Raw genomic sequence first — 26,708 nt, 5'->3', positions numbered from 1 at the left:
GAAGCATCGCGCGGCCCCGCGTATCTGCCATGCCAGCAGCTTCGAAGCTACGCGGTGTCGGGTTCGTGCGGCCCGCTACGCCGCAGGCGCAACCGACGCTCCCGCGATCTTGTGCCGCGCGAGCGATTGCGCCACCAAGCCCGAGGCCTTCATCTCTTCGACAAACGAACGCAGCGCGTGAGCCGCCGCTTCGCCGCGGCTCTTCGGCACACCCATCGCCTGCCGGATCACCATGAAGCGCTCGTCTAGCAACCGCAGACCGGGAGTTTGCTTCGCATCGGCCTCGAGTTGCTGCTTCACGCCTGCCGCCACTTCCAGATGCTGCTCGATAAACGTCGGCACGACGCTCGGCGAGCTCGGCGCGCGCACGATTTGCGCGGATTTCAGCTCGCGCGTCAGAAACAGATCGTATGCACTGCCTGTGCCGACGACGACCCGGTTGTGCGCCTGATCCACATCCTGATTCGAGCGTACCGGCGAGTCGTCGCGCACCAGGTAGAAGCCTTCGATCAACACATACGGCGCTGTGAACGCGATCGTCTCGCCGCGCAACGGATCGATCGCGAAGAAGCCGAAATCCGCGCGCTCCTCGCCGACGGCCTGCACCGATTTGCCGGCCGTATCGAAGACGACCAGCTCCAGTTCGACGCCCAGTTTCGCGGCGAACGCGCGCGCAAGATCGATCGATACGCCGAACGGCTCGCCGGAGTCGGCGTGACGATTGGCGAGGATTGGATTGCCGAGATTGATCGACGCGCGCAGCTTGCCCGTGGGCGTGAATGCGGCGACGACGGAGGGATCGATGGTCATTACGGCTCTCGTGGCGATGGCGTTGGGGCGAGCGAAGTCTCAGGGTTCAAGGATTTCGCTGATGCGGGATAGCGCGTTGAGAGTATGCAACAGATGCTCGCCCGTTGCTTCTGACACTTCTTCGTTGCGCTCGCGCTCCAAAAGTTCGGCAGGAAGCATCATTGCAAGGGCGGGGGACGCCAGTTATCCGTGCCACGTCCCCTCGCCCTTTCACCCGCCAGCGGCACTTCAATCGCGCAACTTGACCGCCGTCATCCGCGGCATCAACAGATGAATGATGCCCAGCGCAACCAGATACGCCGACGCGCCGACCGTAAAGAGCGCCCAATACTGCCCGGTGCGCTGCAAAGTCTCGCCGATCACGCCGGAAAAGAAGAACGAACCGACCATCCCCGCCACGCCGCCGATACCGACCACCGTGCCGACCAGCCGCTTCGGAAACACGTCGCCGACGGTCGTGACGAGGTTCGCCGACCAGCCCTGGTGCGCCGCTGCCGCGAGACCAACGGCGAAGACCGCCCACCACAGGCTCTGGAAATACGACAACGTTGCGATCGGCACCACGCACAATGCACAAATGAGCATCGTGAGCTTGCGCGCGAAATTCGGCCTGTTGGTGCGGGCCATCAAACGCGACGACAGCCAGCCACCCGCCACGCTGCCGACCGATGACATCGTATAGATAGCGATCAGCGGCAGGCCCATGTTGCCGATGTCGATATGGCGCGACTCATTGAGCCACTTGGGCAGCCAGAACAGATAGAACCACCACACCGGATCGGTCAGCAACTTGCCGAACACAAACGCCCACGTTTCGCGGTACTTGAGCACCGACAACCAGCCGACTTTCTGCTCGACGACTTCCTCGCGATCGGCATTGATGTAGTCGAGTTCTTCCTTCGACACCGACGGATGCTCCGAAGGCTGCCGATAAACCAGCATCCACACCGCCAGCCAGATGAAACCGGTCGCGCCGCCCGCGATGAACGTCGCGCGCCAGCCCCACATCACGGCAGCGATCGGCACGAAGGCCGGCGCCACGATGCCGCCGATCGTCGCGCCCATGTTCCAGAAGCCCGTCGCTAGCGCGCGTTCCTTCTTCGGAAACCACGTGGCGGTAGTGCGGATCGCAACCGGAAAATTGGCCGCCTCGCTGAAGCCGAGCAGACCGCGCACGGCCGCGAAGCCCGGCACGGTCGATGCCACCGCGTGGAGCATCGCCGCGAGACTCCACAGCGCCATCGCGCTGCCGTAGACCTTCTTCGTGCTGACGCGATCCGCGATGCGGCCGAAGATCGCGAGACCCACCGCATAGGCGACCGTAAACACCATCACAGTCTGCGCGTACTGCACCTGGCTCCAGCCGATATCCTTTTGCAGCAGCGGCGCGAGCAGCCCGAGCATCTGACGATCCATGTAGTTGATGGTCGTCGCGGCGAAGATCATCGCGCAGATGGTCCATCGGTATCGTCCGACGGCCGTGCGTGCGGCGGCCGTCGTGGCTTCTATCGTTTTCATCGTGTCTCCTTAAGGTTTCTGCAAATGGTGTCTATACGGTTGTTCGATGCAGTCAATGCGCGGAGGTGGGCATTCCTTCGCGCGGGCTCATACGGGAGAAGAACACGACCCCGGCGGCTACCACCGACATCACGGCGAGTCCAGTGAGGCCGCCCTCGATCGAGCCGGTCTTCTGTTCGAGGAAGCCGAAGGCCGCTGGCGCGACGAAGCCGCCGAGGTTGCCGATCGAGTTGATCAGCGCCAGCACCGCGGCGGAAATCCGCGCGTCGAGATAGCCCTGCGGGATCACCCAGAACAGTGACGAGGCGGCCTTGAAGCCGATCGCCGCAAAGCAGATCGCGACGAACGAAAATGCCGGGCCGCCCTGGCCGGCCGCATACATGCCGAGCGCGGCGATCAGCAGCACGCACGCGACCCACGCCTGCTGGAACTTGAAGCGCGCCGCGAGCATCGCGAACAGATACATCGCCGCGATCGAGATCAGCCACGGAATCGAGTTGTACAGGCCGACCTGGAAATCGTTGAAATGGCCCATCTTGCGGATGATGCTGGGCAGCCAGAAGGTCGCGCCGTAGATGGTCAGCGATACCGCGAAGTAGATCAGGCAAAAGATCAGGATTTGCGGATCGCGCAGCAGCGCGCCTATCGATGGCTTGACCGGGTGCGCGGCGGCGCGCTGGCGTTGCTCTTCGTCGACCGCATCGAGCAAGGCGTCCTGCTCGGCGCGGGTGAGCCAGGCGGCGTCGCGCGGCTTCGAGTCGAGCCACAGCAGGATGAAGCCCGCGAGCACGACCGAGAACATGCCTTCGATGATGAACATCCACTGCCAGCCGCGCAGCCCCGCGCCTTCGATCAGCATCAGCCCGCCGGAGATCGGCCCGGACAGCACCGACGCGAGCGCCGAGCCGCTCAGGAAGATCGCCATCGCCTTGCCGCGCTCGTTGCTCGGCAGCCATTGCGTGAAGTAGTAGATGACGCCGGGAAAGAAGCCCGCTTCGGCCGCGCCGAGCAGGAGCCGCATCGCGTAGAACGACGTCTCGCCGCGCACGAACGCCATGCCGGCCGCGGCCAGCCCCCACGTGAGCATGATGCGCGCGAGCCACAGCTTCGCGCCGTAGCGCTGCAGCAGGATGTTCGACGGCACTTCGAAGATCGCGTAGCTGATGAAGAAGAGCCCCGCGCCGAGCCCATAGGCCGCCGCCCCGATGCCCAGATCGGCGCTCAGATGCTGGCGCACGAAGCCGATGTTCACGCGGTCGATGTAGTTGACGATGAACATCACGACGAACAGCGGCAGCACGCGCAATTTGATCTTGCGCACCGCGCTCGCCAGCGCGCCGGCGCGCTCGGGCCGCGCCGTGTCGGCAATCGGGCTACTCATGGGGTTGTCTCCTTCGATGGCGACGCGCGTTGCGCGTCGCAGGGCTCGTAGGCGCGGATTGGAAGCGGGAGTTAAAAGCGCGGATTCTTGCCGGTGAAGCCCGGCTCGTACTTGCGCATCTGCGAGAGGTCATCGCGATTGCGCACGCCGCACGACAGATACTGCGCATGCAGTTCGGCGAGCCGCTCGCGGTCGAGCTCGACGCCGAGGCCCGGCGTGGTGGGCACGCGCACCGAGCCGTCGTCGAACGTCACGCGGCCGCCCTTGATGACTTCTTCCTCCTGCCACGGATAATGCGTGTCGCACGCATAGGTCAGGTTGGGGATGCTTGCCGCGACGTGCGTCATCGCCATCAGGCTGATGCCGAGGTGCGAGTTCGAGTGCATCGACATGCCGAGATCCCACAGCTTGCACATGCGCGCGAGCGTCTGCGTCGCGCGCAGGCCGCCCCAGTAGTGGTGATCCGACAGCAGGACCTTGACCGAACCCATCTCGGCGCCGCGCCGGAAATCTTCCATCGTCGTGATGACCATGTTGGTCGCGAGCGGCAGGCGCGTGTGCTTCGCCAGTTCGGCCATTCCTTCGAGACCCGGGCACGGGTCTTCGTAGTACTCGAGCAGCTCGTCGAGTTCGGGGGCAGCGGCGATGCTCGTTTCGAGCGTCCAGTTGGCGTTTGGGTCGAGGCGCAGCGGCACGCCGGGGAACGCCTGATGCAGCGCGCGCATGCACGCGATTTCGTGTGCCGGTTCGAACACGCCGCCCTTCAGCTTGATGCTCTGGAAGCCATACAGCTCGATCATTCGACGCGCCTGCGCGACGATCTGCCCGGGGCTCAGGCCTTCGCCCCAGGCATCGGGCGCATAGGGCTTGTCGACGTGCTCGGCGTACTTGAAGAACAGATAGGCGCTGTAGGGCACGGCGTCGCGCACCTTGCCGCCGAGCAGGTCGACGATCGGCGCGCCGACGATCTGCCCTTGCAGATCGAGCATCGCGACTTCGAGCGTGCTGATGACTTTCGGCGCGTTCTTCGCCGAGTGCGAGCCGGGCGCGAGTTCGAATTCGACCGCACCCGGGCTCGCCTTGATCGACGCTCGCACGCGCTCTTCCATGCGATTGAGGTCGAATGGCGACAGGCCGGTCACCAGCGACTTCGCCTGTTCGAGCACGCGCAGCATCGGTTCGTCGCCATAAGTCTCGGAGATGCCGACGCGGCCGTCGCTCGTCTCCAGCTCGACGATGGCGCGCAGCGCCCAAGGTTCGTGGATTCCGGCGGCGTTGAGCAGCGGGCCGTCGCGGAAGGCGATCGGGGTGATGCGCACCTGCGTGATGGTGATGTCGCGAGTCATGATGGCATTCGGCATAAGAAGAGTTTGATGGGACGGATGGTAAAGCACTAATGTATTAGTGCGTTACTGGGGTAAATACCCATCTGCACTTCTCGCGGAATTCCGCTCGCAAGCCCGCTGGAAGGGGCGCGCGTCGGCTATAGTACTAGTGCCTCAGCGGACCGCCATGCCGGGTCACGCCTGCTTCCATGCTTCAGTTTCTGCCATGAAAAACCACGCTCATTCGTCGACGGTAACCCGGCTCGACCGCTCCCGCCACGCCGCGCCGCAAGTATTCGAACGACTGCGCGAAATGATCCTTTCCCTCGAACTCACGCCGGGTACGGTGCTGTCGCGCACCGAGCTGGCGAACCGCTACGGGCTCAGCCAGACGCCCGTGCGCGACGCGCTGATGAAGCTCGGCGAGGAAGGTCTCGTCGATATCTATCCGCAGCACGCGACGGTCGTCAGTCAGATCAACGTGACGTCCGCGCTGCAGGCGCATTTCCTGCGCCGCTCGATTGAACTCGAAGTGGTGCGCACGCTCGCGGAGCAGCGCGACGCCACGCTGTTCGCTGAACTGCGCCTGACGATCGCGCGGCAAACGGAAGTGCTCGACCTGAAGAACTACGAGCAGTTCTCGCTGCTCGATCAGGCGTTTCATCGGCAGATGTACGAGGCGGCCGGCGTGCCGCAGCTATGGGATCTGGTGCGTAGGTTGAGCGGCCATATCGACCGGCTGCGGCGCCTGAATCTGCCGGTGGAGGGCAAGACGATAGCGGTCGTGCGCGATCACACCGAGATCGTCGATGCGATCGACAAAGGTGATGTCGAGGCGGCGCAGGCAGCGCTACGCAAGCATCTGTCGGGGACGCTGAGTCAGATCGATCAGATCCGCACAAGTCATCCGAATTTTTTGGCGGACGAGTGAGCGTTCGCTGATTCGCTGGCTACGGCTGGTTCACGGTCATTCTGAATGGACCGCCGTTCGCCGCCGCGTGGGGTACCGCTTCGTTGAGCGGACCGCAACATCCTGTTTTCATGTTCATCGAACCGGAAGCGCGGCGGCTGTTCGGACCCGCCTGGGAAAACGAAGCGCGCCGCATGTGGATCGCGCACGACGCGAAGGCCCTAAGACCTTGGTCCGATTGACGCGACAGCCACGCGTGGCACCCTCGTACAAAGCCGGAATACTCGTATTCAACCTGTCAGGGAGGTCGCCATGTTTTCATGGAGCCGGGAGTTCGCGGTCGCGGTCATGGCTGTGTCCGTGATGGTTTGCGCGGGAAGCTCCTGGGCAACCGAACAGGCTCAGCAGCGTCGCGCCGGACGTGACGTTCGCCAGGAGACACGCCAGGGTTCCCGCCACACGAAGCAGGCGTGCCGGGCCACGGACCAGAAGAGCAATTCGCAATGCCGGCAGGACAAGCGGCAAACCAAGCAGAATGGCCGTGAGGCGGCCAGGAATATCAAGTATTGAGCGTTTGCGTTCGCGTGCGCCAGCTGGGCACTGAACCAGCGACAGCAGGGGATGGCAGACACCACGTCCACCAGATCAAGCGGGGAAGCTGATGCGAGCCTGCCGATACGTAGCGCTTTGCACCTTGCCGTTCATGATCGTCGGCTGTAACACGCCTCCGATCGCACCGGGCAAGCCGGTCGATATTCCGACTGCCCTCGAGCAGGTTCTCCAGGGTCTGTGCAATTTCCGCAAAGATCAGGCCGGCCGGAAGCAGGATCTGGGCGCTGCCATCGACTCTATTACCGTGGAACTCGACCTGACCGTCGACGGAGCGAGAAATCCCCCGGTGGCGGTCGCGCCGGATATCCAGTTCATTCCCACCGTTAGCTATGGTCAGATCATGACGGCAAACAGGGGTAGCAGACTCGTGCTTACGCTGAAAAACACCGGCAGCGGTGCCCACGGCGGCGACTGCGATGTCACCGCGCCGGCCAGGTAGAGACCACTTTCGCTCGCCATAGTCTATGGCATTGCGAAAGCAGACGACTGGGCACTTGCCGCGCGTTGAACAGCGCGGGTCGCGCCAGCGTTGCACGTCAACCTTGGGCGATGCTCTCCCACGCGCCCGATTGAGCCGAGCGGAACACGGCATCGATCACCCGCATATTCGCGCGCGCATCTTCTAGCGGAATAGCCTGCGGGCCCCCACTCAGGATCGCCTCCGCGAACGTGGCGGCGGCTACGCCATATTGATCGCACAGCGCAAGCTCCAGCCAGCGATCCGTCGCGACACCGTCGCTATTGTGCTCACTGATTAGCAGGCGTGTCGGTCGATCGTTTGGTGCATTGAATGGAATTTCGACTTCGATTCGCCCCTTGGTACCGTGAAATTGCATCCGCTGGTACGGATAGGTCTGAGTCGAGTAAAAGAAACTCGCCTGCACGCCATCGAAGTCCATCAGCACGGAGCCGAGCCGGTCCACTTTGAAGGTTGGATCCTGCTCCACCAGCGCAACTACGCGCCGTGGCTCACGCCCGATAGTGAAGCGCGACGTCGTGATCGGATAACAACCAATATCGAGCAGACCGCCGCCACCTAGCTCGCTCTTGTTGCGGATATTGTGTTCGTTCGTGTTGTGATAGGTGAAACCGCCGGTCACTGCCCGCAATTCGCCGATCGCGCCTTCGTCGATCAAGGTCCGCACCTTCAACCATTGCGGATGCGTGCGAACCATGAACGCTTCCTGGACGTATCGGCCGTTCATGTCGCGCGCGGCGATCAGCCGTTCAACCTGTAGAGCGTCCAGGCTGATCGGCTTCTCACACAGGACGTGCTTGCTCGCCTCGACCGATTTGATCGTCCATTCCACGTGGAGATGATTGGGTAATGGAATATAGACCGCGTCGATTTCCGGGTCCGCGAGGAGCGCCTCGTAACTATCGTATGCGACAGCCAGACCATACCTGGCCGCGGCTTCCCGCGCCTTCTCCGGAGAGCGCGACGCGATGCCTTTCACCCGACACTTCGGCGCGTTGTGCATGGGCACGACCACCTTGTCGTTGATCTTTGCGGCGCCCAAAATTCCCCAGACTATTTCATCCTTTGCCATGACATCCCTTTATTCGATTGCGTATCCGATGAGTCGAGCAGGCTGAACATTCGCGTGAGTCGACAAGTCGCGTGAGTCCGCGAACGACCAGAAGCATGCGATCGTATCAGTTTAACCGTGTCGACCCGCGATACGCGGCGAACACTGCCGCGCGCTGAGCGGGCGTCAGCCGGCCCAGATCGAGTTCGTCGTGATTGCGCAGAAACACCCCCCATTGCGCGCTCGGCGGCCGTGGCTTCGTCGCAAGGAGCGCGTCCTTCAACGGCTTCGTGTTGCCCGTCGCGAGCGTGTAGAACGTGTTTTGATTGACCCGGAAGTTGAACATCATCGGCAGGCGCTCGCCCTCGTCGCCGAAGTAGTGCAGGTCGGTTTGGGGCGGCACGTTGGCTTCGGCCAGATCGTCGTCATGCCAAGCCCTTGCAGGTAATCGAGCCTGCGCATCAGGCCCTGGAAGTCGCCGACGCCGTCGCCATTCGCATCCATGAAGGTGCCTACCGAGAGGCAATAAATGATCGCGCCAATTTGCTTGCCGCCAGCGAGGCGGTCATCGTGATTCTTACGCGAAGCTTGTGCGATGCCGTGCGGCCAATTAACGGGCCGAACGATGCAGTTCGGTAGTCGTCCCCAAGGTGCTCCAACCTCATTGGTTTCCACGAGCAATTGCGAAGTCGCCCGAGTGCGATCCGGCGGCCGCGCTCGCGCTCGAGCGTCAAAGCCGATCACGCAGCGGTCAAAGGCGCGGCGCTGGCACTCTCATCGATCGATGAAACGGTACTGCGGATGCGCGCGGCGATTCGCGCGTCGAGCGGCGTGTACACGAGCATGCTCAGGTCTGGCCGACCATCGACGGCGAACAGCGAATACTCCATTTCGATGGTCCCGAACGCAGGATGCAGCAGGCGCTTAACGTGCTGTCCTTCGCTGTGGCCGAATACCTGGTTTTCGCGCCACATGCGTTCGAAGTCCGGGCTCGCGCGACACAGATCGTCGACCAGATCGCCCACCTCGGAAGCGAGCCCCGCGCGGGCAACGTCCGCTCGGAACGTCCCCACGACGAAGCGCGCGACACTCTCCCAGTCGTGCTGTTTTGCCCGGACGGCCGGATCGCCGAACAGGAAGCGCAGGATGTTGCGCTGGCCCGGCGGCAGCGCGCTGTAGTCGGTCAGCACCACGGCTGCGGCGCGATTCCACGCGACGACGTCCCACGTCGCGGTCTTGATGATCGACGGGCTGGCATCGAGTGAATCGAGCACGCGCTGCAAGCGCGGGTCCACTGCGTCGGTGGACCGGTAGCGCACTTCCGGGGGGCGTCCGAGGCCCAGCATGAAAAGATGTTCGCGCTCGGTATTCGTCAGCATCAGCGCCGCGCAGATGCGCTCAAGCACCGCGGCGGACGGCGCGCCGCCGCGGCCCTGCTCGAGCCACGTGTACCACGTCGAGCTGATATTCGCGCGCTGCGCCACTTCTTCCCGGCGCAATCCGGGCGTGCGCCTGCGGCCCGAGAAGCCGAAGCTGGCCGGATCGAGCCGCGTGCGGCGACTACGCAGAAAGTCCCCGAGGGTTTGGGCGGTGTTCACTGGGATGATTAACCTGTTAGTCGCTTTACCGGGATAAGCTCACTACTTCAATAGCATAGTGAATGATCGCATAGTGCGTCGGTGGCTATTCTGGAGACTTGACCATGCGAATCTTTCTGACGGGCGCAACCGGGTTTATCGGCTCGGCTCTGGTGCCCGAACTTATCGAAGCCGGGCATCAGGTTGTCGGCATGACCCGGTCCGACCAGGGCGCGCAGGCTCTCAGCGCGGCCGGCGCGGAGGTCCATCGCGGCACGCTCGAAGACACCGACAGCCTGCGCAGCGGCGCCGCGAAGGCGGACGCCGTCGTTCACCTTGCTTTCGACCACGATTTCTCGCACTTCGTGGAGAACTGCGAGAAGGACAAGCGTGCTATCGCTGCACTGGGCTCGGCGCTGGCCGGCTCGGATCGGCCGCTTCTGATCACGTCGGGCACGGGCGTCGGCAGCCGCGATAACGGGCAGCCGGCCACCGAAGACGTGTTCAACACCAGTCACCCGAACCCGCGCATCGGCTCGGAGCTGGCCGGCAACGTGCAGCTGGAGGCGGGCGTCAACGTGTCGGTGATGCGCTTGCCGCAAGTGCATAACCCGTACCGGCAAGGCCTCATCACGCCGCTCATCCAGATCGCGCGGGACAAAGGCGTGTGCGCCTATGTGGAGGAGGGACGCAACCGCTGGCCGGCGGGGCATCTGTCGGATGTCGTGCGGCTGTACCGGCTCGCGATCGAGAAGGGCGAACGCGGTGCCCGCTATCACGCGGTCGGCGAAGAAGGCGTTAGCGCCCGCGAGATCGCCGAGGCGCTCGGACACGGCCTGAAGTTGCCGGTCGTCTCGATCGCGCGCGACGAGGCGCAGGCGTACTTCGGATGGATGGCGATGTTCGCCGCGCTCGATATGCCGGCATCGAGCGCGCAGACGCAGGCGCATTTGGGCTGGCGACCGACAGGTCCGGCGCTTCTCGCGGATCTGAACGAAGCGCGCTACGTTCAGGTGTCCACGTAGCTGTCGCTGTCGCTGTCAGCCGCCGTCCCACGAGAACAAACCTGGAGCAACCATCGCCGCCATCATAGGTGTTTCATTACGCCACTCGCCAGCTTGCGCAGTTCGTCGAACTGCGTGACGAGCTGGAGGCACAGAATAAAGGCCAGCGTCGCTGCGGGCGCCGGGTGGCGTTCGGTCCATCGCAGCACCGGCGTCGCGTAGCGTACGCGGATCGCATCCCGCGTCATCACCAATGTAATCACGATTCCCACCGCGGCGCCCACCAGCAAATCGGTCGGATAGTGAAAGCCGAGATAGGCGCGCGGAAGGCAAATGAACAGCGCAGTATAGAGAAGCGCCAGCACGCCCGACGCGCCGCGATATGAGGAAGATGCCGGTGGCGACCGCCATCCATAGCATCGCGTGATCGCTTGGGAAGGAACTCCAGTTGGTCAGCACTGCGTCCTTGATTTCGCCGCTGGCAAAGCGCAGATGCAGTTCGGTGTCGTAGACGGGGCGCACCCTGAATGGCAACCAGTGAGTCAGCAGTCTTCCGACTAAGAGCGCCACGATGCCGCTGACAAGCGTCGCGAGAACCATTTCTCGCCGCCATTCGCGGCACTCGTCTTGCTGAAACCACATCCACCACAGCACGGGAATGAGTACGAGGCCTTTGAAGGTGTACAGGTTGTCGATGGCCTGGATGGATAGATTCGCGAACTCACCGAGGTGTATGTTGGACAGATATGTTTCGATGGATAAATCGAAGCTATTCATTGTTTTCTAAAGAAATTGAGCCGGTCGCGGATGAGGGTCAGCATAATTCATCGCATGCACGGCATTTTTTGGCGCTTACTTTCACTGACAATTTTTACCGCGCAATTTCATCGCTAACTTTCAGTGACCCTGTGGACGCTCATAACAAGGGGAGCCGTGTGATTGAAATGCGCTCGTCCTCTCCAGCGCTGAGTCACCGCGCAGGATGCGGCGATACACTGTAGTCGGATCTTTCAAGGAGGCCGTCATGAAACTGGTCGACTGGAACATTCAGTGGGGATGCGGCGTCGACGGCCGCGTCGACCTCGGACGGATCGTGCGGGAAGCACGCGCGTTGTGCGACTTCGACGTCCTGTGTCTGCAGGAAGTCACGCGCGGCTTCAACGAGGAACCGGCGGCCGGCGGACTGAAAGGCGCGCCATCGTCCGATCAGTTCGCCGAACTTGCCGCTCTGCTGCCGGAGATGACCGTGCTCGATGCGATCGGCTCCGATCTGCCCTCGTTGGGCGCGAGCCGTCATCGGCGGCAGTTCGGCAATGCCATCGTGACCCGTTTGCCGGTTCGTCAGGTGCTGCGCCATTCTCTGCCGTGGCCCGCGGACCCCGCCAAGCCGTCGATGCTGCGCGTCGCGCTCGAAGCGGTGCTCGAAGCCGACGTCGGTCCGCTTCGTGTCATCACCACGCACCTCGAGTTCTATTCGGAGAAACAGCGGCTCGCACAAGTGGCGAGACTGCGCGAGTTGCATCAGGAGGCGTGCGCTCACGCGCGCGCTCCCGCGCGTGGCGAGAAGCCGGACAGTCCGTTTGCCGATACGGCGCGCCCGGTCAGCGCGATTTTGTGCGGAGACTTCAACAGCGCATTCGAAGACACCGCCTTTTGCCGGATGCTCGAACCGATCACCGACGCTCCGGCGTTCGTCGATGCGTGGGCCCGCGCGCACCCCGGCGAGCCGCGTGCCGCGACGGTCGGCCTATACGATCACGCGCAATGGCCCGACGGAGCATTCGCGTGCGATTTCGTTTTCGTCACGGAGGACCTGTGCGCACGCATTGCATCGTGCGATGTCGATCAGCACAGCCGCTCGTCCGATCATCAGCCGATGTGGCTGGAACTGCGTTGAAGGGACTCGGAGTTACCGCCCCGTTACTGGCGCAGGAAAATCTGACCGCGTGATTCGGCGGGATGCTTAAGGTGCTGTTAAGGGTCGCTCTGCGATGGTTGAGCCTATGTTCAAGCCATGAGAATAGCGAGCACGTCACATGAATAGCAACCCGTCGCAAACTCGCGCGCATGCACTCAGTAAAGTCCCGCAGATCACGCTGGGCTTCTGGATCATCAAAATCGCCGCCACGACGCTTGGCGAAACGGGCGGCGATTGGGTGACCATGTCGCTCAAATTGGGTTATCTGATCGGCACCGCGATTTTTGCGGTTATTTTTATTGGGCTGGTCGCAGGGCAGATCAGGGCGGAGCGGTTCAATGCCTCGCTCTATTGGGCGACCATCGTTGCAACGACCACGCTCGGTACCACGCTGGCCGACTTCTTCGATCGTTCGGTGGGAGTCGGCTATCCGGGCGGTGTAGTCATCGTCTTCGCGCTTCTGCTTGCGAGCCTGGGCGTCTGGTACAAATCGGAAGGTACGGTGGCGGTGCAGAGCGTAACCACGCCCAAAGCCGAGTGGTTCTATTGGGTGACGATCCTCTTTTCGCAGACACTGGGTACGGCCTTGGGCGATTGGGTGGCGGGATCGGACGAAGGCGGTCTGGGGCTTGGCTATGAGTACGGCGCCTTGATCTTCGGTGGGGGGCTGCTGATCGTCGGTGCGCTTTATTACTGGTCGCGGCTGTCACGGACCGCTATATTCTGGGCGGCGTTCATCCTGACGCGTCCGCTCGGCGCGACCTTGGGGGACCTGCTCGACAAACCCATTTCTCAAGGTGGGCTCGAGATCAGCCGACTCTATGCGTCGGTGATTCTGGTTTCGTTCATGGCGCTCTGCGTGATTTTCTTACCGCAACGTCCTGCTGGGCGAGCGATGCGGTAGATGGCGCGAAGAGGCTACGAATGTTCGGGAATAGCCATTGCGTGCCCGCTTCTCGGGTGGCGCCGCGTTGTTTGCCGTGTCTGCTCCTTCGATTACGGCAGCGACGAGTTTGACGCAACGCATTGGCACAGTGCCAGTTCGTCCTCGCGAAGCTCGGCCTCGGGAATTTCGCTGCGCGCTCAAACTGGATGCGGTCCTGTCAATTCGGCCAAAACGGAAAAACGAAGGAGCGCGACAGTCGCGCTCCGTTCATTCATGGGTTACAGCAGGCAGGCTTACTTGATCGCAGTCAGGTAAGAGCCGGACAGGAAGCGTTGCGAACGCGGAATGGTCGCCGTGTAGGCCTGAATCGCGGCTGCCAGCTGCGGACGAATCAGGTTACGGTTGTAGTCGTAGATCGAATAGCCGTCGCCTTCGCCATTGCTCGGATCGCCGTTGCGCACGACATACCAGAACGCCTTTGCCACCGAACCGTTGTTCATCAGAACCTTCAACTGGTTGAATGCGGCCGTTTGTCCGGCGTCCGTACCGTTGGTGCCATTGTTGGTCTCGGTCAGCCAGATCGGCTTCGCGCCACTGCTGACGAGGTTCGACACCGTGGTCATGAATGCCTGCACCATCATGTCGTATTCGGCGCTGCCGAAGTAGGGGTGAACGTCGACGACATCGATCGTGGTGTTCAACGGGCTGGAAGCACTCTTCGTGTTGTTACCCATTGCCTTGATGTAGTCGGTCGCCTGGATCAGCTCGCTGCCCGCGGGCGGTTTCCAGCCGTTATTCGGGTACGCCGAGTTGTAGAAGTACGAGATGCCCTGAGTGTGCAGAACCGTTTTGTAGCCCGACTGGCTTTTCGTGTTCAGGATCTGCCTGGCTTCCGAATAGAGCGTCTTGCTGCGATTCAGAATGTATCCGGAGATACCGTTCGGATCGCCGTAAGACGGGTCCGAAGCGGAGAACGACCAGTTGGTCTCATTGAACAGTTCGATGTCAGCCGTAAAGGGCAGAACGACGTCCATGAGCGAGCCGAGATACTTCGTGAACGTCGCGTCGCAGAAGTCGAGTCGCGGTGACGATGCGCTCGGCGGATTTTTGGTGGCCGGGCATTGGTATGCACTAGACGGCGCGTACATGCCCACCTGGAAAAGAATCTTCATGCCGCGCGTGCGTGCGGCGTTCAGAAGCGACTTCAGAAAGGCCACTTTGTTGGGATCCAGCGTGCTGCCGTCGGCCAGCGTCATGAAGTCCCACGAAACGCCGAGGCGAACCGTACCCACGCCCAATCCGGCAATCAGATCCAGGTCCTTTGAGCATTCGCTCAGCGCCGTCTGATCCGCACTCCAGAGATTGCAGTTCACGTCCATTGCAAAACGGTCGTTTCCGCTTCCGGTGGGCGGCGGCTGCAGCGCCGCGAGTTGCTGGGCGGTGGCGGCGGTCGAACTCGTCTGGGAGAACGCTGGCATCGATTGCCCGCACAACAGGGCTAAAACGGCGAATAGTGAGTAGAGTCTGAGTTTCATGGCTTAGCTATAAATTGCTACTGACCGGGGATGGGCCGAGAACGTTGGAACTACGTTTGCCGATGACCATCAGTTCCTGAAGCGATGGCATACGTAACGCAAACACGTCAAACGCGTGAGTCAACGGTCGCTGACATCACGATTGAAAATGCTCTTGCACGGGATATGCGGGTTTCGTATCGATCATCGCGAAACGGTTCAATCGCCTTGTCCCGCCCGTTGCACCAGGGCGCGGTTATAAGGCTGACCGTTCGCCTGAACCGGCGGAGAGCCATTGTCGGGGGGCACTACGCCGTTGCTGTACGGATCTGTAGCCGCGTTCGCGACTGTGTCGGCAGGGAGGGAGTTGGCCGTCACGGACGCGGTGCTGCCATCATCGCTTGTTTCACCGCCACAACCTGCAAGGCTTAGTACGCCTGCGATAAATGCAAGCGCCGAAGCAGTTTTTGCGATCTGGGGAAGCCGACGAAATGACGGTTTCAGTCTTGGAGAGAGTCTGCTGAAGAAGGACATCTGTCTATCAAGGCCGATGGAACCTGGCCGCTAAAACGAACAACGTTCGCGTGATAAGGACGTCGCCACGAAAAAATACGCAACAACACGAAGTACAACTGAATAATGATCGGCTTTTGTCAAGAGCCGCCCGCTGCCGCACTCGCGTGGGGCACTAATCGCGTTTAATCTTCAGATTTAATGCGACCTACTGAAAACCCGCTTTCATCATTTTCAATCGGAAGATTCGGTAATTCGTCGCAAATTGCGAAGTTTTTCCAATCGAATCAAAATCGACAAGGTTTTCCCTGAGTGATCTGATGAATACGAATGATACAGAATTGGAACAAATCTTGCGCCATCGGACGTAACTAAGCGTAACAACGAAATTTGTGCTATGTGAGCCTATCGGCAACGCGTCCCTCCTCCCTTCCAACGCTTATCCAGAGGCGTTCTCACGCCCGAATTAGAGATTCACAAAACAACAAAAAAGCCGTTACAAAATTGTTACTTGTCGCTTTTAGACAGTCGCGGTGCTTTATTTCCGCCAATGTATGGTTCTTATCGGGATGGCTGGGACCTAATTAAATGCTGATTAAATGTTTCGGTATGGTTTTAGAAAGAAAATAATGCTGCCGAGGCATTTATATGGGCCGCACCGGTCGCATCAAATAAATCGCGGAATGCGAATTTTGCCACGGTTTGACTTTGGGCTTTGGAACAAGGAGACGGCCGGGAGCCAGGGGCGCGGAACCTGCATATCATCGCCAGCGAAACACGCGCAATGGCTCGCCTGGTCGCGGCGAAACTCGAAGCCGCCGGAACACCGGCGCTGCTTGCTATTCGCCACCGCGGACTTGCCATCGTGCCGATGCTGAGGCCTTGTTGGGCAACCCCTTCGTTGTAGGAGCAGGGCTTGGCAGTTCGGTAACGGTCAGCCGAGTCTCTTCGGCCGGGCCGACCTGGTCCGCCTGCCTGACGCGTCTTGCCGCCACGTTTGAGCGCGCAATTCATTTTCGCGACTTCGCCATTTCCGCCGCCTCACGACGAATCTCAGGACAACATAGGTTTTGCTCGGGCTTTCTAAAACACCCAGTTTTTGAAGTTTCATTGTTATGTGGCCGACCTCACAAAGCGGAGCAAGTCGCGGGCCTGACGCTGTAATTTTCCGGAAGGTTCTCTGCTACGCTCCCGAATGCCGTTGATTCGCAATTAGAAAGCGAACGTAGCCGTCGCGCGACTCGTGCGCATTATCGCGTGGGTAACACGCAATAAAAGATGGCGACGAATGGTTCTGCGAGCCATTACACGTTGCGGGAGATCATAGTCATGTTCCATCAACACGCGCCGACTCGCGCGACGTTGCGTGCGTGCGCGCCGGTCCGAAGTCCGGGACGCCGCGCGCTGCTGCGTGCCATATCGGCCGCGGCGTTAGCCGGCGTTTCTTTTCCGCTATACGCGCAGCACGCAAGCATAGGACTCGTCACGCCGCCCATTCGTCTCGACGACTTCTGGGTGGTCGATCAAAGCGGCCAGAAACAGTTGCTAACCGACCTGTTGCGTCAGAAAGTGACTGCGTTGCAGACGATTTACACAGGATGCACTTCAGTTTGTCCTTTGCAGGGTGCACTGTTCAGCACCGTTCAGCAACGGATATCGCAGTTACAGCACCGCTACCCCGTTCAGTTGGTGTCGATCGGAATCGATCCGCTTTCCGACTCGCCGCCCGCGCTGCACGCATGGCTCATGCGCTTCCAGGCCGGACCCGAATGGCAGGCGGCCACGCCGACGTTGCAGGACGTCGACCGGATGCGCAGAGCGCTTTCGGGCAGCACCCTGCCACTCGGCAACATTGCCGATCACTCGACCCAAATCTACTGCTTCGACGCGAACGCAATGTTGCGCTGGCGAAGTGACGACCTGCCTCGCGCGGATCAAATTTGCGATGTACTGGGCGCATTAGGGCGTGTGTAACCTACTGGACTGAGGCTATGTCACAAAACCGATCGTTTAGGATCCTCTCGCAATCGTTCGACGGGTGCGTGAAAGCGTTGCTGCTGATCACATTCATGGCGACGCTTTCGATGTTCTCCACAGCTGCCGACGCGCAGACATCGAGCACGCTCACCGTCAACGGCACGACCTTGTGCGCCGACGTGAACGCTGAATCGAAGACGCCTGGCGCCTCGGTTATCGAGTGGACGTGCAATGGCGGGAATAACCAGCACTGGACACTGACGCAGAACAACGGGCTTTATCAGTTCGTCAACGTCAACAGCAACCTTTGCCTCGACATCTACGGTGTCAGCACGGACGCCGGCGCTGGGGCGGACCAGTGGACCTGCAATGGCCAGGCGAATCAAAGCTTTCAGCTGATCCCGCAAGGTGGCGGCTTTGCAATCGTCGCGTCGCAGAGTCACCTGTGTCTGGCTGCTGCCAGCCTCACGGCGCAGGGCTCGCAGATCACGCAGCAGGCTTGCAGCGGAACCGCTCTGCAGACGTGGCAGATCAGCGGCATGACCGCGAAAACATTGCCGGCAAAGTGGACTACACCCTATAACCTGTCGATCGTGCCGGCAGCTGCGGCGAATCTGCCCGATGGCACCGTGGTAGTGTGGTCCGCCGACCAGAAGCTGGACTTTACGTCTGGCGAAGTCACCCCCGGCAACACATACACCGCAATCTTTAACCCGACTACCGGCACGAGCAAACAGGTTCTCGTGTCGAATACCGGCCACGATATGTTCTGCCCGGGAATCGTCAATCTTCCGGATGGCCGTATTTACGTCACTGGTGGCTCGAGCAGCGACGCGACGAGTTTCTACACGCCTTCGACTGGAAAATGGTCGTCAGGTCCTCTAATGAATATTCCGCGCGCCTACCACGGCAGCGTAACGTTGAGCAATGGCAACGTATTCCTGGTGGGCGGCTCGTGGAACGGAGGCGAGGGCGGCAAGACCGGCGAAACCTGGTCACCGAGTACGGGTTGGCAGCTCAATAGCGCCATTCTCGCCGACTACATCCTCACGAATGACGCGGCTGGCATTTTCCGCTCCGACAATCATGCATGGCTGTTTGCGGTGGCAAATGGGCGAGTCTTCCACGCCGGCCCGAGCGTCGCCATGCACTGGTTCGATACCGCCGGCGCGGGCAACGTGACGCCTGCCGGCAACCGGGGCAGCGATACCGATGCGATGAACGGCAACGCCGTTATGTACGATATCGGCAAGATCCTGGCTGTAGGCGGTGCGCCGAGCTACGAGTATGCCAACGCGACTGCGGACGCCACCCTAATCGACATCAGCAGCGGCACCGCGGTGACTCAAACGCTTACGCCGATGAATTACCGCCGCGCCTTCAACACCAGCGTGGTCTTGCCGAACGGTCAGGTGGTAGTCCTTGGTGGAGAGGCGTACCCGATAACGTTTTCGGACGACACCGCCGTGCTGGCGCCAGAGTTGTGGGACCCTACCACCAAGACTTTCTCGGTGCTCCCGCCGCAAGCCGTGCCGCGTAACTATCACAGCATCGCACTGCTGTTGTCGGACGGTCGCGTACTGAGTGGTGGCGGTGGACTGTGCGGAACCTGCTCGACAAACCATACGAACCTCGAAATACTGACGCCGCCGTACCTGCTCAACGCGGACGGCTCGGCGGCAACACGGCCGACCCTCACAGCCGCGCCCACTACGGCACAGCTCGGGACATCGATCGCCGTAACGGGCAGCAGTGGCATCAAGGCCTTTGCGTTGATGCGCATGTCTTCGTCGACCCACGCGGTCAACAACGAGCAGCGACGGGTACCCGTGACTTTCACGGTAGGAACGGCGGGCGAATATCTGATCAATATTCCTTCCGATCCGGGTGTCGTCGTGCCTGGCTACTACATGCTGTTTGGCCTGAACGCGAAGGGCGTGCCGAGCGTTTCGCGCACGGTGCAGATCCAGTGATGGCGTTACGGTCACGGCGAACCGCGGCGCGTGCGCTGGCGCTGGCGCTGGCGAACATCACGTATGTCGCGCATGGCGCGCCGCTTTGTGAGTCGAACGATCTCGGGTGTTCGATCTTCAACGGGCAGCATTCGGTTGAGGCGCAATTGCGCGACGACGATCGTCTGTTGCCCGGCTCGACCACCCGTTGTGCGAACTGCCATTCGCAAACCGGCTCGAGCGACGCATTCGCACCACCCTTGACCGCCGGCAACCTGTTTCCTGCGAAGAGTCGAAGGGACGGTCCGGCGAGCAGTTACGATCAGGCGACGTTCTGCAGGGCGCTGAGGGAAGGCATCGACCCGGTCAACGTGATGTTGCGCAAAGCCATGCCTCACTACCGGATATCCGACACCGAGTGTGCGGCGCTCTGGCATTTCGTGACGAAGCCCTAGCACCCTTGCGTGCGGTTGCGCGAATTCGGCGCCGTTTGCTCCACCAGCTTTTGTCGGTGTTTTCACGCTATACCGGCGCTTGTTCGAAATGATCGAAATAGCAACATCGCAATTGCGCACGACCCGTTGGGGCGAAAAACGCGAATGTGCGGCAGCGTACGGAGGTGCGGCAAGCCGTCAGATAGGCTGCGATAACTTCTGCTATGAATAACTCGATTTCTGTTTGCTGGCGCAATACATCGGATGCGGAAAAATTAGAAGTCTGCGCCAGACCCGGCGGAAGTCTCTTTTAGACCATAAGACGATTCATTTCGAGCACGCTTGCGAGCAGGACTGACGTACTCGGCCTGTGCGTCCGATTTCAGCCGTCCCGTGACAAAAAGCGAGATCTGGCAACGCCGCATCGCCTGCACATTAAATCGAGCTTCCATCCTTTTCGTACACCCGCCCTGGGGTTTCGATGAATCAGAACTCTCTGCTTACGAATGCTGCCGTGCTCCGGAATAACGATGTCAGTCTTTCGCGTTATTTCGACGTTCTAATGGCCAACCGCTGGCTGGTCGGTGGGATCGCCGGCAGTGTGCTCGCCGTGGGCGTGGCCTACGCGTTTATCGCGCCGTCGGTGTACCAGGCCGATATTCTCGTGCAGGTTGAAGACAGCATTCCGACCAACAATTCAAAAGGCCCGCTGGGCGACGTCTCCAGCATGTTCGACGTCAAAACGGAGGCGACGGCTGAAATGGAAATCCTGCAGTCGAGAATGGTGGTCGGAAAAGCCGTTGACGATCTGCACCTCGACGTCAGCGCAAAGCCGAAGCGCTTTCCCTTGATCGGAGACTGGTTGGGCCGGCAAGCCCGGAGTCTTTCCGAGCCAGGTATCTTTGGATTTGGCGGATATGCATGGGGCGATGAAGCGATCAAGGTGTCCAGCTTCGACGTCCCGGAAGCATTCGAAGGCGAGAAGTTCGTTCTGACGGTTCGGGAGGGCGGACGCTACCGGCTGGAGCAGTCGGATCTCAGCGAGCCGATCGAGGGTCGCGTGGGCGAAAAGCTCGACACGAAACTGCCCGATGGCGCGATCACGCTGCAGGTCGATTCGCTGAACGCAAAGCCGGGCACGCAATTCATTCTGGAGAGACAGTCGCGCGAGAAGACGGTGGAAAGCCTGCAAAACCGGCTGACGGTCTCGCAGAAGGGTAAAGACAGCGGCATCATCGGCGCGTCGCTGATGGGCTCTGAGCGGCTGCTGACGGCCAGCACGCTCGCCGAAATCGGCAATGCGTATGTTGACCAGAATCTGAAGCGCAAGGCGGCGGAAGCCGAGAAGTCGCTTGCGTTCCTGAGCGAGCAGCTGCCGCAACTCAAGAGCGACCTGGAGCGCGCCGAGGGACGCTATAACGACATGCGCAACCGCATGGGCGTGTTCAATCTGAGTGAGCAGGGCAAGGCCTATCTGGATCAAAGCGTAGCCACGCAGCGCAGCCTGCTCGAACTGAAGCAGAAGCGCGCGGAGATGGGCGCGATCTACGCGCCGGGTCACCCCGCGATCCAGGCGATCGATCAGCAGATCGGCATGCTGAGCAGCAGGATCGGAAGCTTGTCGCAGCAGGAACAGGCGTTGCCGGACCTGGAGCAGAATGCGGTGCGCCTGACCCGGGACATGAACGTGAACAACGAGCTTTACGTCGGCATGCTGAACAACATGCAACAGCTCAGACTGGTTCGCGCCGGCAAGGTTGGAACGGTGCGGTTGATCGATAACCCGGTGGTGCCGAAAGAGCCGATCAAACCGAACAGGCTTCTGGTGATGATCTATGCTGCGTTGGGCGGCCTGATTCTGGGCGTGGGTGCGGCGTTCGGGCGTACGGCACTGTATCGGGGCGTGACCGACGCGCAGGAGATCGAGGAGCAAACGGGCCTGAACGTCTATGCGAGCGTGCCGCTGTCGCAGGCGAAAGTCGCGCGAATCGGCAAGACGCCGAAGCTGCCCGCTGGCGAGAAGTTCCTGCTGGCGAGCGAGTTTCCGCGCGACCCGTCGATTGAAAGCCTGCGCCGACTCAGAACCGCGCTTCATTTTGCCATGCTGGAATCGGAATCGGGCGACAATCGCGTGCTGCTGACGGGGCCGACGGAACAGGTGGGCAAGTCGTTCCTTTTCGGCGAATCTGGCGGCGGTCGTATCGGCGGCCGGCAAGCGGGTGTTGCTGATCGACGCGGACCTGCGAAAAGGTCATCTCGAGCAATACTTTGGTCTCGACTCGACACCCGGCCTGGCTGACTATCTGACGTCGGAGGTGACGTCCGACCCGGTGATCATGCGTGACGTGCGTCCGGGCCTCGACTTCGTTGCGCGCGGAGCGATACCGGAGAACCCGGCCGAGCTTCTGGTGAGCGAACGCATGCAGCAATTCCTCGCGAAGACGAGCGAATACGATATCGTGCTGATCGACACGCCGCCGGTGCTCGCCGTCTCCGACGCGACCGCGCTTGCGGATAGCTGCGGCACCGCGTTACTGGTGACCCGCTTCGAGACCACTTCCATTGCGCAGGTGCTGGAGGCGACCGCGCAGCTCAAGCAGGCGAATGCCCGGGTGAAGGGTGTGATCTTCAACGGGATCGATACGGATGTCTATCGCTATAGTCTCGGCGCGCGCGCAGACCTCTATCGCAGTGCTTCCTATCTCGATGCACTGCCGGCCAGTGGAGAGACAAAGAAAGACTAGCCTTCACGGCGCGAGGGCCGTCGTCACGAATGGTGATGAAAAATCAGCCGACTTTCGGCGTGGATGATTGGCGGATATCAAAGACTCATTCGTCAGTGTCGCTGGAGTTGTACTGAGTCAGGCGCTCAATTTCGTTTCGATTCTATTGATCGGGAAGTTCTGCGGGCCGACGGCTCTCGGGTACTTTTTATCCGCTCGTTAATCGGCTTGCGTCCGGAGGTTGCGTGCATGGCGGCGGACAAGGCCCAGGCCGTGCGTGCAATGACGAGTTGCAGCGCCGTCGCCATACCGATCGGCCCCGCGCTTGGTGGCCACGATCATTTCCGCCCCTCCGATTCGATCCCGGTGATCGCCCTCGCATTCGGCGTATTTCTGCAGCAGACGCTGGGTGAAGCGCCGACCAGCTGAGCGCACGGGCACCGGCGTCTTCATCTATGGCGGGATCTTTTCGACCTCTCTGTTTGTGCCGGCCGGCGTCTGCCATTTTGATGCTGATGATATTCGTCCATCGCGACGCCGGCAGCTTCGCGCTCGCCTACCGCGTCGGCTATTTTCGTACGTCACGTTCTTCTGAACCCGCGCGCCGCCGGCCATGCAATGCGCTTGCCATTCTGAAGTTTGGCGCCGAAAGCGTGGCTAAACCCGTGGTATAGTGAGTTCGATTATTAGGTCGGCATCCATCCGCAAGCGGGACATTGCGCCCTTGTCAATCTCTGCCGGACTTTGGATCGCCTTCATCACACTGTCCGGTGCAGCTAGGGGAGATCTCAAGCCATGGCTACGCCACCGATGACATCGTGCTGTTCAACTTCTCGAAAATTCGATGTGGTCGTAAAGGGAGTGGAAGATGGTAACTTTCTTGACGCATGCCGCCTGTCTGCTGATCGGCGTGGCGATTGGGGTCTTCGCGTGTGCGCTTTGCGTTGCGCGCGCGAGAGGATCAAAGGAGGATAATTAGTCTCATCGCCCTCTTATGATCCATCCGTCATTGCGGATGTCCGCTGCTTCCTCTTTGCAACACCATCAAGCACGTTGGAGCAGGGCAGAACAGCAAAATGACGCAGACGGCGGAGTCGGCGTTCGCGTTCATCTCATCGATTGCAATTAGACGCCTTCACTGGACCGGGGTCAGGTAGGGACCCGATAGGAATCGCTGCGCTCGCGGGATGCTCGCGGTGTAAGCCCGAATAGCGGCGGCAAGTTGCGGACAAATCAGGTTACGGTTGTAATCGTAGATTGAGTAGCCGTCGCCTTCCCCGTTGCTCGGATCGCCGTTACGCACGACATACCAGAACGCCTTTGCCACCGAACCGTTGTCCATCAGCACCTTCAACTGATTGAATGCCGCGAGTTGTCCGGCGTCCGTACGGGTCGTCCCGTTGTTGGTTTCCGTGATCCAGATCGGCTTGGGACCGCTAGCGACCAGATTCGAAACGGTCGTCTTGAACGACTGCATCAGCGTTTGGTAGTCGGCGCTGCTGAAGTACGGGTGAACGTCGACGACGTCGATCTCGATGTTCAACGGGCTGGAAGCACTCTTCGTGTTGTTACCCATTGCCTTGATGTAGTCGGTCGCCTGGATCAGCTCGCTGCCCGCGGGCGGTTGCCAGCCGTTATTCGGGTACGCCGAGTTGTAGAAGTACGAGATGCCCTGAGTGTGCAGAACCGTTTTGTAGCCCGACTGGCTTTTCGTGTTCAGGATCTGCCTGGCTTCCGAATAGAGCGTCTTGCTGCGATTCAGAATGTATCCGGAGATACCGTTCGGATCGCCGTAAGACGGGTCCGAAGCGGAGAACGACCAGTTGGTCTCATTGAACAGTTCGATGTCAGCCGTAAAGAGCAGAACGACGTCCATGAGCGAGCCGAGATACTTCGTGAACGTCGCGTCGCAGAAGTCGAGTCGCGGTGACGATGCGCTCGGCGGATTCCTGGTGGCCGGGCATTGGTATGCGCTAGACGGCGCGTACATGCCCACCTGGAAAAGAATCTTCATGCCGCGCGTGCGTGCGGCGTTCAGAAGCGACTTCAGAAAGGCCACTTTGTTAGGGTCCAGCGTGCTGCCGTCGGCCAGCGTCATGAAGTCCCACGAAACGCCGAGGCGAACCGTACCGACGCCCAATCCGGCAATCAGATCCAGGTCCTTTGAGCATTCGCTCAGCGCCGTCTGATCCGCACTCCAGAGATTGCAGTTCACGTCCATTGCGAAACGGTCGTTTCCGCTTCCGGTGGGCGGCGGCTGCAGCGCCGCGAGTTGCTGAGCAGTGGCGGTAGTCGCGCTCGTTGTCTTGGCGCGACCGTTCTTCGCGAAGGCCGACATCGGCTGTCCACACAAAAGTGTTAAGACGGCGAATAAAAAGAAAAGTGTGAGTTTCATTTCTCAACTATAAATGCTGTCGCCTGGAATTGGTTCCGAAAACATCAGAGTTAAGTGTGCCGATGAACATCAATTGTTGAAGCGACCGCATTGACGGCACGGATATGTCGAACACGCGCATCGAATACCGTGTCGACGTCAGAGTCCCGCACAGACACTACACTTCCGAACAGAGCGACTCAATCTTCCTAAGGATGCGCCCCCTTGTTCGGCATCAGTCCCAGCTGAAGTTTGTTGTGTGACGCAATGCCTCACTATCAGATTTCCGACGCCGGTTGCGCCACGCTTGTCGGCATATCACGAAGTCTTCGCGTCGAACTCCGCAATGAGCGAATCGTCCGATCATGTACGGGAACGCACATCGATTCGTAGTGCCGAGCCGGGATACTTGCGACTTCGATGCGCAGCGCGAGTCATCGCATAGACCTTGCCGCGGTCAGTCATTACACAGGTTGTTCCTTCATCAAATGTTCTTTTTTCCTAAAGATGAAAACTGTCGTCTCTCTTTAGACAAATTCGAAATCACGAGCTTTAGAGAGAACGGTTACACGTCTGATAAAAAGTATGCGTCTGACCTGAACGCTTTGTCATGATATTTACGAGTGATACCTGGCGATAAGACCAATCAAAGAACGAAGCCATGATTCGAATTCTGCGTATTTGATTGGCAGAAGAACTGCTGGTGCACCTGATGAAGGGCGACGTGTCTCGATCGAACTGTACGATGGCGACTTTATGCGCTATTGCTAACATTCGGTCTTTGAGTGAGATGTTACGCTCGTCGTGACTCGTCAGTGAATCAATGAAATTAGCTTCACTAAACGATTCACTTCCGCATCAAAATCTGTTTTGCAAGCGCAGGGTGCCTGCGCCGGCATCGTTTCCCACGAGTTTCCGAACTGAGGAGATAGTATGTTCGAATCCAACGCCACCGCGGATCCGAAACTGGAAGAGGCGTGCCTTGAGGCGAATTCAAAACAGGTCGCCCTGGATGACTCGAACCCGCAAAGCGAGAACATCTTCGTCGCAAGGTGGGACGACGCAGTGAAGAGAACGATGGACGTTTGCGGGGCGTCGGTTCTACTCATCCTGCTCTTCCCGGTTCTTCTGATAATTGCGCTGGCAGTCATGAGAGATCACGGAAACGCCGTATATGGTCATCCGAGAATTGGCCGAGGAGGACGTACTTTCAAGTGCCTGAAGTTCCGCTCCATGGTCAAGAACTCGGATGAAGTTCTCGCCAAACTGCTCGCAACCGATCCGCAGGCTCGTGCGGAATGGGACCGCGATTTCAAGCTTAAAAACGATATTCGTGTGACGCCGGTTGGCCGCATTCTGCGCAAGACGAGCCTCGATGAGTTGCCGCAACTATGGAACGTGCTGCGCGGCGATATGAGCCTGGTGGGACCCCGTCCTATTGTGCAGAAGGAGCTGGTGCGATATGGCCGCGATGTTCGTTACTACCTCGCGCTGAAGCCGGGAATGACAGGCTTATGGCAGGTCAGCGGCCGCAACGATGTGGACTATCCGACGCGGGTTTCGCTCGACGTCAAATACGCAATGAACCGCTCGTTGACATTCGATATGTCGATTCTTCTGAGAACCGTCAAAGTGGTGTTCGCGAAAGACGGCGCCTACTGAGCCGGCTGGGGTCCTTTCCCTGTCGTAGATTGCATGTCGTCCCGATCGCCGTGACCGATCGGGGATGTGTTCCGCTATTGCTGCGCAAT

At 60.2% G+C, this 26,708-nt stretch carries 19 protein-coding genes and 4 pseudogenes; 12 read left to right on the top strand and 11 right to left on the bottom strand.

The genetic code is table 11. The features are described from left to right. Positions 1-75: 75 nt before the first annotated feature. From OKW37_RS37345 to OKW37_RS37330, 4 genes are all read right to left on the bottom strand, one after another. On the bottom strand, positions 76-810 hold the full coding sequence (locus OKW37_RS37345) for an ABC transporter substrate-binding protein (RefSeq protein ID WP_429402284.1): 735 nt from the start codon (positions 808-810) through the stop codon (positions 76-78). Between the two features lie 228 nt (positions 811-1,038). Continuing rightward, a complete protein-coding gene (locus OKW37_RS37340) occupies positions 1,039-2,328 on the bottom strand; it encodes an MFS transporter (protein ID WP_187630612.1) in 1,290 nt (429 codons plus the stop codon). Between the two features lie 52 nt (positions 2,329-2,380). Beyond that, positions 2,381-3,709 carry an MFS transporter gene (locus OKW37_RS37335; RefSeq protein ID WP_429402286.1) on the bottom strand — a complete coding sequence of 443 codons (1,329 nt, stop codon included), beginning with the start codon at positions 3,707-3,709 and terminating at the stop codon, positions 2,381-2,383. 71 nt (positions 3,710-3,780) lie between these two features. Next, positions 3,781-5,055 carry a glucarate dehydratase family protein gene (locus OKW37_RS37330; protein ID WP_429402287.1) on the bottom strand — a complete coding sequence of 425 codons (1,275 nt, stop codon included), beginning with the start codon at positions 5,053-5,055 and terminating at the stop codon, positions 3,781-3,783. Positions 5,056-5,260: 205 nt separating this feature from the next. On the opposite strand from OKW37_RS37330, the gene OKW37_RS37325 reads away from it, so the two are divergent. The 3 genes from OKW37_RS37325 to OKW37_RS37315 all read left to right on the top strand — a co-directional run bounded on the left by OKW37_RS37325 (position 5,261) and on the right by OKW37_RS37315 (position 6,995). Further along, entirely contained in the window at positions 5,261-5,965 is a 705-nt protein-coding gene (locus tag OKW37_RS37325; protein WP_429402288.1) for a GntR family transcriptional regulator, read from the top strand. 291 nt (positions 5,966-6,256) lie between these two features. Further along, a complete protein-coding gene (locus OKW37_RS37320) occupies positions 6,257-6,514 on the top strand; it encodes a hypothetical protein (protein WP_260321079.1) in 258 nt (85 codons plus the stop codon). Positions 6,515-6,647: 133 nt separating this feature from the next. Continuing rightward, positions 6,648-6,995 carry a hypothetical protein gene (locus tag OKW37_RS37315; RefSeq protein ID WP_084754269.1) on the top strand — a complete coding sequence of 116 codons (348 nt, stop codon included), beginning with the start codon at positions 6,648-6,650 and terminating at the stop codon, positions 6,993-6,995. A gap of 97 nt (positions 6,996-7,092) precedes the next feature. Here OKW37_RS37315 and OKW37_RS37310 read toward each other — a convergent pair whose 3' ends face one another. The 4 genes and pseudogenes from OKW37_RS37310 to OKW37_RS37295 form a co-directional block, all read right to left on the bottom strand. After that, on the bottom strand, positions 7,093-8,106 hold the full coding sequence (locus OKW37_RS37310; protein ID WP_429402289.1) for a Gfo/Idh/MocA family protein: 1,014 nt from the start codon (positions 8,104-8,106) through the stop codon (positions 7,093-7,095). A gap of 130 nt (positions 8,107-8,236) precedes the next feature. Beyond that, a pseudogene (locus tag OKW37_RS37305) lies at positions 8,237-8,503 on the bottom strand (trehalose synthase); the annotation flags it as partial. Continuing rightward, on the bottom strand, positions 8,431-8,589 hold the full coding sequence (locus tag OKW37_RS37300) for an alpha-amylase family glycosyl hydrolase (protein WP_429402532.1): 159 nt from the start codon (positions 8,587-8,589) through the stop codon (positions 8,431-8,433). The gene OKW37_RS37300 and the pseudogene OKW37_RS37305, both read right to left, overlap by 73 nt. Before the next feature lie 236 nt (positions 8,590-8,825). Next, positions 8,826-9,683, bottom strand: a complete 858-nt coding sequence (locus OKW37_RS37295) for a helix-turn-helix transcriptional regulator (protein ID WP_184023351.1) — start codon at positions 9,681-9,683, stop codon at positions 8,826-8,828. A gap of 104 nt (positions 9,684-9,787) precedes the next feature. Between OKW37_RS37295 and OKW37_RS37290 the strand changes: the two genes are divergently transcribed. Beyond that, complete coding sequence (locus OKW37_RS37290; RefSeq protein WP_429402290.1) at positions 9,788-10,687, top strand: SDR family oxidoreductase; 900 nt, start codon at positions 9,788-9,790, stop codon at positions 10,685-10,687. A 62-nt stretch (positions 10,688-10,749) separates the two neighbouring features. Here OKW37_RS37290 and OKW37_RS37285 read toward each other — a convergent pair. Continuing rightward, positions 10,750-11,443: pseudogene (locus tag OKW37_RS37285) on the bottom strand (phosphatase PAP2 family protein). Between the two features lie 247 nt (positions 11,444-11,690). Between OKW37_RS37285 and OKW37_RS37280 the strand changes: the two are divergent. Both OKW37_RS37280 and OKW37_RS37275 read left to right on the top strand, forming a co-directional pair. After that, on the top strand, positions 11,691-12,563 hold the full coding sequence (locus tag OKW37_RS37280; protein ID WP_429402292.1) for an endonuclease/exonuclease/phosphatase family protein: 873 nt from the start codon (positions 11,691-11,693) through the stop codon (positions 12,561-12,563). A 139-nt stretch (positions 12,564-12,702) separates the two neighbouring features. Next, on the top strand, positions 12,703-13,488 hold the full coding sequence (locus OKW37_RS37275) for a COG4705 family protein (RefSeq protein WP_429402293.1): 786 nt from the start codon (positions 12,703-12,705) through the stop codon (positions 13,486-13,488). A gap of 275 nt (positions 13,489-13,763) precedes the next feature. Here OKW37_RS37275 and OKW37_RS37270 read toward each other — a convergent pair whose 3' ends face one another. Further along, positions 13,764-14,948 (bottom strand): glycosyl hydrolase, encoded by a 1,185-nt coding sequence (locus OKW37_RS37270; RefSeq protein WP_429402294.1) that lies wholly within the window; start codon positions 14,946-14,948, stop codon positions 13,764-13,766. 1,878 nt (positions 14,949-16,826) lie between these two features. Between OKW37_RS37270 and OKW37_RS37265 the strand changes: the two genes are divergently transcribed. From OKW37_RS37265 to OKW37_RS37245, 5 genes and pseudogenes are all read left to right on the top strand, one after another. Then, positions 16,827-17,471 (top strand): SCO family protein, encoded by a 645-nt coding sequence (locus OKW37_RS37265; RefSeq protein WP_429402533.1) that lies wholly within the window; start codon positions 16,827-16,829, stop codon positions 17,469-17,471. 17 nt (positions 17,472-17,488) lie between these two features. Continuing rightward, positions 17,489-19,447, top strand: a complete 1,959-nt coding sequence (locus tag OKW37_RS37260; RefSeq protein WP_429402295.1) for an RICIN domain-containing protein — start codon at positions 17,489-17,491, stop codon at positions 19,445-19,447. Continuing rightward, on the top strand, positions 19,447-19,881 hold the full coding sequence (locus OKW37_RS37255; RefSeq protein WP_429402296.1) for a hypothetical protein: 435 nt from the start codon (positions 19,447-19,449) through the stop codon (positions 19,879-19,881). Before OKW37_RS37260 ends, OKW37_RS37255 begins: the two co-directional genes overlap by 1 nt. Before the next feature lie 460 nt (positions 19,882-20,341). Further along, a pseudogene (locus OKW37_RS37250) lies at positions 20,342-22,604 on the top strand (polysaccharide biosynthesis tyrosine autokinase). A gap of 228 nt (positions 22,605-22,832) precedes the next feature. Further along, the gene (locus tag OKW37_RS37245) at positions 22,833-23,012 is read left to right on the top strand and encodes a hypothetical protein (protein ID WP_429402298.1); all 180 of its coding nucleotides are present in this window, start codon (positions 22,833-22,835) and stop codon (positions 23,010-23,012) included. A gap of 706 nt (positions 23,013-23,718) precedes the next feature. Here OKW37_RS37245 and OKW37_RS37240 read toward each other — a convergent pair. Continuing rightward, complete coding sequence (locus OKW37_RS37240; protein ID WP_429402299.1) at positions 23,719-24,921, bottom strand: glycosyl hydrolase; 1,203 nt, start codon at positions 24,919-24,921, stop codon at positions 23,719-23,721. Between the two features lie 1,101 nt (positions 24,922-26,022). Between OKW37_RS37240 and OKW37_RS37235 the strand changes: the two are divergent. Then, positions 26,023-26,619 (top strand): annotated as a pseudogene (locus tag OKW37_RS37235) (sugar transferase); the annotation flags it as partial. Positions 26,620-26,708 lie beyond the last annotated feature (89 nt).

Source organism: Paraburkholderia sp. MM5482-R2, from assembly GCF_050436125.1.
Lineage (GTDB): Bacteria > Pseudomonadota > Gammaproteobacteria > Burkholderiales > Burkholderiaceae > Paraburkholderia > Paraburkholderia tuberum.
The sequence above is the reverse complement of the archived record's forward strand: the minus strand, read 5'-3'. Positions and strand labels throughout refer to the sequence as shown.